The sequence below is a fragment of the Acetobacter sp. AN02 genome (assembly GCF_029759835.1).
In the GTDB taxonomy this organism is placed as follows: domain Bacteria; phylum Pseudomonadota; class Alphaproteobacteria; order Acetobacterales; family Acetobacteraceae; genus Acetobacter.
In genome coordinates, this window is record NZ_JAJJND010000139.1 from 1 (window position 1) to 4055 (window position 4055).

5 protein-coding genes and 1 tRNA gene are annotated in these 4055 nt (G+C 61.3%); 1 reads left to right on the forward strand and 5 read right to left on the reverse strand.

Annotation, left to right across the window (positions count from 1 at the left end):
* Positions 1-219: 219 nt before the first annotated feature.
* From LOC54_RS11545 to LOC54_RS11565, 5 genes are all read right to left on the reverse strand, one after another.
* A tRNA-Gln gene (locus LOC54_RS11545) sits at positions 220-294 on the reverse strand.
* A 38-nt stretch (positions 295-332) separates the two neighbouring features.
* On the reverse strand, positions 333-953 hold the full coding sequence (locus tag LOC54_RS11550) for a TetR family transcriptional regulator (protein WP_279313942.1): 621 nt from the start codon (positions 951-953) through the stop codon (positions 333-335).
* A gap of 79 nt (positions 954-1032) precedes the next feature.
* Positions 1033-1857: a pyrroline-5-carboxylate reductase gene (proC, locus tag LOC54_RS11555; protein WP_279313943.1), complete on the reverse strand. Its 825-nt coding sequence runs from the start codon at positions 1855-1857 to the stop codon at positions 1033-1035.
* 2 nt (positions 1858-1859) lie between these two features.
* Positions 1860-2366, reverse strand: a complete 507-nt coding sequence (locus tag LOC54_RS11560; RefSeq protein ID WP_279313944.1) for a YbjN domain-containing protein — start codon at positions 2364-2366, stop codon at positions 1860-1862.
* A 208-nt stretch (positions 2367-2574) separates the two neighbouring features.
* On the reverse strand, positions 2575-2862 hold the full coding sequence (locus tag LOC54_RS11565) for an accessory factor UbiK family protein (RefSeq protein WP_279313945.1): 288 nt from the start codon (positions 2860-2862) through the stop codon (positions 2575-2577).
* Positions 2863-3007: 145 nt separating this feature from the next.
* On the opposite strand from LOC54_RS11565, the gene rfaD reads away from it, so the two are divergent.
* On the forward strand, positions 3008-4000 hold the full coding sequence (gene rfaD / locus LOC54_RS11570; RefSeq protein ID WP_279313946.1) for an ADP-glyceromanno-heptose 6-epimerase: 993 nt from the start codon (positions 3008-3010) through the stop codon (positions 3998-4000).
* The last annotated feature ends 55 nt before the right edge of the window (positions 4001-4055 follow it).

Consider the following 4055-nt stretch of genomic DNA (forward strand, 5'->3'; position numbering starts at 1 on the left):
TGTTTGAGAGCCATGTATTTCTGAGGAACTGCCAGAGGTTTTCCACCGGGTTCAGTTCAGGAGCCCGGGGAGGCAGTTCTACTTTCCTCGCAGCCGTGCAGTTCGCCTCAATCATCATACTGCTTAACTGACGACACGACGTAAGTCGGCTCAGATTATATCGTCTGACGATCTGAAGCCGTGTTCTGCGGGTCTGTGATTACCAAATGTACAGACGCCTGGCTGGGGCGGGAGGATTCGAACCTCCGCATGGCGGAATCAAAATCCGCTGCCTTACCACTTGGCTACGCCCCACCGTGTCTGAAACCGGGTAAGCGTATCGGTGTCCGGCGTCAAGGGACGGGGGCGAGTTCCAGGTCTGGCAGGGTGTCGCTGTGGTCGTCTGCGGCTGTCCGGCTGCCGCGAAGGAGGCCGAAGCGGGCGGCTTTTGCCAGGGCTTCTTCCAGGGCGGCCATGGTGCTGCCCAGGTCTTCGCTCTCGTCTTTTTTCCATGCACGGAGTGTGTGCATCCACACGGCGGTCAGGCCTTTGACGCGGAGCAGTCCTCCGGGGCCGCTGGTATCGATGCCTGCGGCGGCGCCGATCCATTTCATGCTGTCGAGGGTTGCGATTCCGAGCAGTGCGGTGAGGATCGGATCGAAGGGCAGGGCGCTCATCACGGCGATGACGCCGGTGCGGTACTGCTGGAAGACGTCGAACCGGCGCATCAGGAGATCGAAGAGTGCGTCCTGTGGCGGGCTTGTGCTGCCGTCATCCACCAGGGCGGCCTGATCGGCCAGTGTGCCGAGGCGCAGCATCAGGGCATTTCTGAACGGGAACCGTCTCCGGACTTCCCCCATATCCAGTCCTGCGTCCCGTGCGGCGTCAGGCAGGGTGACGGAGGACCAGCCTTTTTCTGCTGCGATAGTCATGGCGCTGGCGAGCAGGGCAGTATCGAGATGATCGGTATTCATGCGGCTGATCCCGTATTCCGGACCCGTTGGGAAACAGGATTTTGTTTAGAGAGGTTTCCCGGTTTTGCAACCGGCAGGATCAGACGGCCAGTTCGGCGGCGCGGCGGGCGGCGGCTTTTATGGCATCGGACACGTTCTGCGGCCATGCGTCCGGGGCGGAGAGTTCTGCGATGGCCCGTTCCGTGGTGCCGCCGGGGCTTGTAACGCGGCGGCGGAGTTCTGCGGCGTCTTCAGGGGAGGCGTCCAGCAGGGCGCCTGCGCCGGAGATGGTCCGGCGTGCGAGGAGGCGGGCGACCGGGGCGGGCAGTCCCTGTTCGATTCCGGCTTTTTCCATCAGTTCGGCCAGAAGGAAGACATAGGCCGGTCCGCTGCCGGAGAGGGCGGTGACACTGTCGATCAGGGATTCTGTCTCCACCCGCACGACGTCTCCGGCAGCTCTGAGGAGGGCCTCGCACAGGCTGACCTGTTCTGCCGTGGCTTCGGGAGGGGCGTAGTATCCGGTGATGCCTTTTCCGATGGCGGCCGGTGTGTTGGGCATGGCGCGGATCACGACCGGGGCGGGATTCTCCGGGGCGGCGGCGTGAATTCCGTCGCGCAGCCCTGCGACGGTGCGTCCGGCGAGGACGGAGATCACGGGCGCGCGGGGTGAGAAGCGCGCGAGGAAGGGCAGGATATCCACGGCTTTCTGTGGCTTGGTGGCGAGGATGACCGCATCGGGGCGGAAATCGTCCGGGATATCGGCGGGGCTGCGGATGACTTTATGGGGTGCGGGGATATTGTCCGCGTGACGGTCGAGGATGAGAGAGGGGGCGATGCCCGCTTTCTCCCATCCCCGGAACAGGGCGCCGCCCATCTGTCCGCATCCGACGAGGAATATGGAGGGGAGGGACGGGGCCGGTGTCATGATCAGGCTTCTCCGGCGCAGTCGAGCATTGCGGCATCGAGGGCTTCTGTTGCGGATTTTCCGCTCCAGAGGACGAACTGGAAGGCGGGATAGAATCGCTCGCACTCTGAGATGGCGATCTCGATCATGTCCTCGAGGCTTTCGGCGGAAGCGGTCTGTGCGCCGCGCAGGAGGATGGCGTGGCGGAACAGGGGCATGCCGGTTTCCAGATCCAGTCCGAAATGTCCGACCCAGAGGCGTTCATTGGCCAGGGCGATCAGTTCGTAGAGGGATTTTCTGTATTTTTCCGGCACCTTGAGATCGAATGCACAGGTAAAGTGCAGGGCGCTCAGCTCGTCCGACCAGGAGAAATAAAGCCCGTAATCGCACCATTTCCCGGGGGCTTCTGCCGCCATCTCGGAGGAATTGCGGCGATCGAAGGCCCATTCGTAGTTGCAGACGATCTGCTCCATCAGATCGAGGGGGTTGGTGTCGCAGGAAGGGGAGGGGGTCATCGACAGTGTTGTCATGTGATGGTCTCCGGGTCAGGGAACCGTATCTCCTGAGGGGCGGTTCCGGTCTGCGATTGAATATGTGTCTGTTCCGGAAGCGAACATATCACTGAATATATCCGGGACAGACATGGCTTTTATGTGAAGCGGGAAGAAGACCCGCGGGCCTGGGCCTGGGCCTGGGGTGAAGAGACCGGGTTGCGGACATACTGCACTGGAAGGATTTTCAGGCGAATCCGCCGTTCTGATGGCTGCTGTTCCTTTCCAGTTCCGAGATGCGCTGTTCGAGTGCGCTGATCCGGCTTTCCGCGTCTTCCTGGGCGGAGCGGGCGAGGACGGCCATTTCGCGTACGATGTCGAACTCTTCCCTCCGGACGACCTGCAGCTGGGCGAGAACCTCATCCACGCGGGCGCGGACGATGGCATTGATTTCCTCTTTCGCGCCGCTCAGGGCGGAGATCGCGCCGCCGGCGATTCCTGCGAGGTCATCAAAGAAACGTGGTTTGTCGGGCATGCCAATCCTCCCCGGAATGCCGTGGTTCTGACGCTATCCTGCGAGCGTTACCTTCACCTTAATCCATCAGGGGGTTTTTCTGCAAAATGTGCCGGGAGCGTGGAAGGCATTTCCGGAACGCGGGGCTCCGGCTTATACAGAGGGTATGATTATCGTCACCGGCGGCGCCGGATTCATCGGGTCCTGTCTCGTTTCCGCTCTGTCCGCACGGGGGTGTGTGTCTGTCGTTTCGGACCGGCTGCGTTCGGGCGATAAATGGCGCAATCTTCACCATTCTCCGCCGCTGGCGATCGTGCCGCCGGAGGAGCTGGAGGCGTTTCTCGCGCAGGCGGGGACGGTTGATGCGATTTTCCATCTCGGGGCCGTAAGTGCCACGACGGCGCGGGACGGCGATCTCGTGTGGCAGTCCAATGTCGCGTTATCGACGATGCTCTGGGACTGGTGCGCGCGTAACGGGACGCGGCTGATCTATGCGTCTTCGGCGGCGACTTATGGTGCGGCGGACCGGCCGGAGCTGTTCCGCGATGGTCTGGAGAGTCTGTCCGGTCTGGAGCCGATGAATCTTTACGGGTGGTCGAAGCATGCGTTCGACCTTCATGTCCGCAGGGAGACGGGGCGCGGCCATGCTCCGCCGCAATGGGCCGGCCTGAAGTTCTTTAACGTTTATGGTCCCAATGAGTATCACAAGGGGTCGATGATCTCTGTCGTGAAGGTCAAGTATGATGAGGTTGTGGCCGGTCATCCTGCCCGGCTGTTCCGTTCCGACCGGTCCGATATTGCGGATGGTCAGCAGAAGCGGGACTTCATCTGGGTCGGTGACATCGTGGATGTCATGCTGTGGCTTTATGATCATCCTGAGGTGAGCGGGCTTTTCAACTGCGGGACCGGGGAGGCGCGGAGCTATCTCGATCTGGCGTATGCCGTGTGTGATGCGGCCGGGCGGCCTCGTGATGTGGCGTTTACGGAGATGCCTGAGGCGCTGCGGGGGCAGTATCAGTCCTATACCTGTGCGGACATGACCCGAATCAGGGCGGCTGGATATGACAGGCCTTTCACGGCTCTGGAGGAAGGAATCGCCCGCTATGTGAGGGGGTATCTGGCGCCTGGACGGGATGCCTTTTTCCGCATTTCCCTATAATTTCTCTTGTATTTCCTTTATTGTTCCTGTTTTGTTTTCCTGTCTTTCTGATTTT

Excerpts from the sequence above, each read along its gene's own strand:
- LOC54_RS11560 (WP_279313944.1), bottom strand. The coding sequence starts at position 2,366 with ATGACAACACTGTCGATGACCCCCTCCCCTTCCTGCGACACCAACCCC.
- proC (WP_279313943.1), bottom strand. The coding sequence starts at position 1,857 with ATGACACCGGCCCCGTCCCTCCCCTCCATATTCCTCGTCGGATGCGGA.
- rfaD (WP_279313946.1), top strand. The coding sequence starts at position 3,008 with ATGATTATCGTCACCGGCGGCGCCGGATTCATCGGGTCCTGTCTCGTT.
- LOC54_RS11550 (WP_279313942.1), bottom strand. The coding sequence starts at position 953 with ATGAATACCGATCATCTCGATACTGCCCTGCTCGCCAGCGCCATGACT.
- LOC54_RS11565 (WP_279313945.1), bottom strand. The coding sequence starts at position 2,862 with ATGCCCGACAAACCACGTTTCTTTGATGACCTCGCAGGAATCGCCGGC.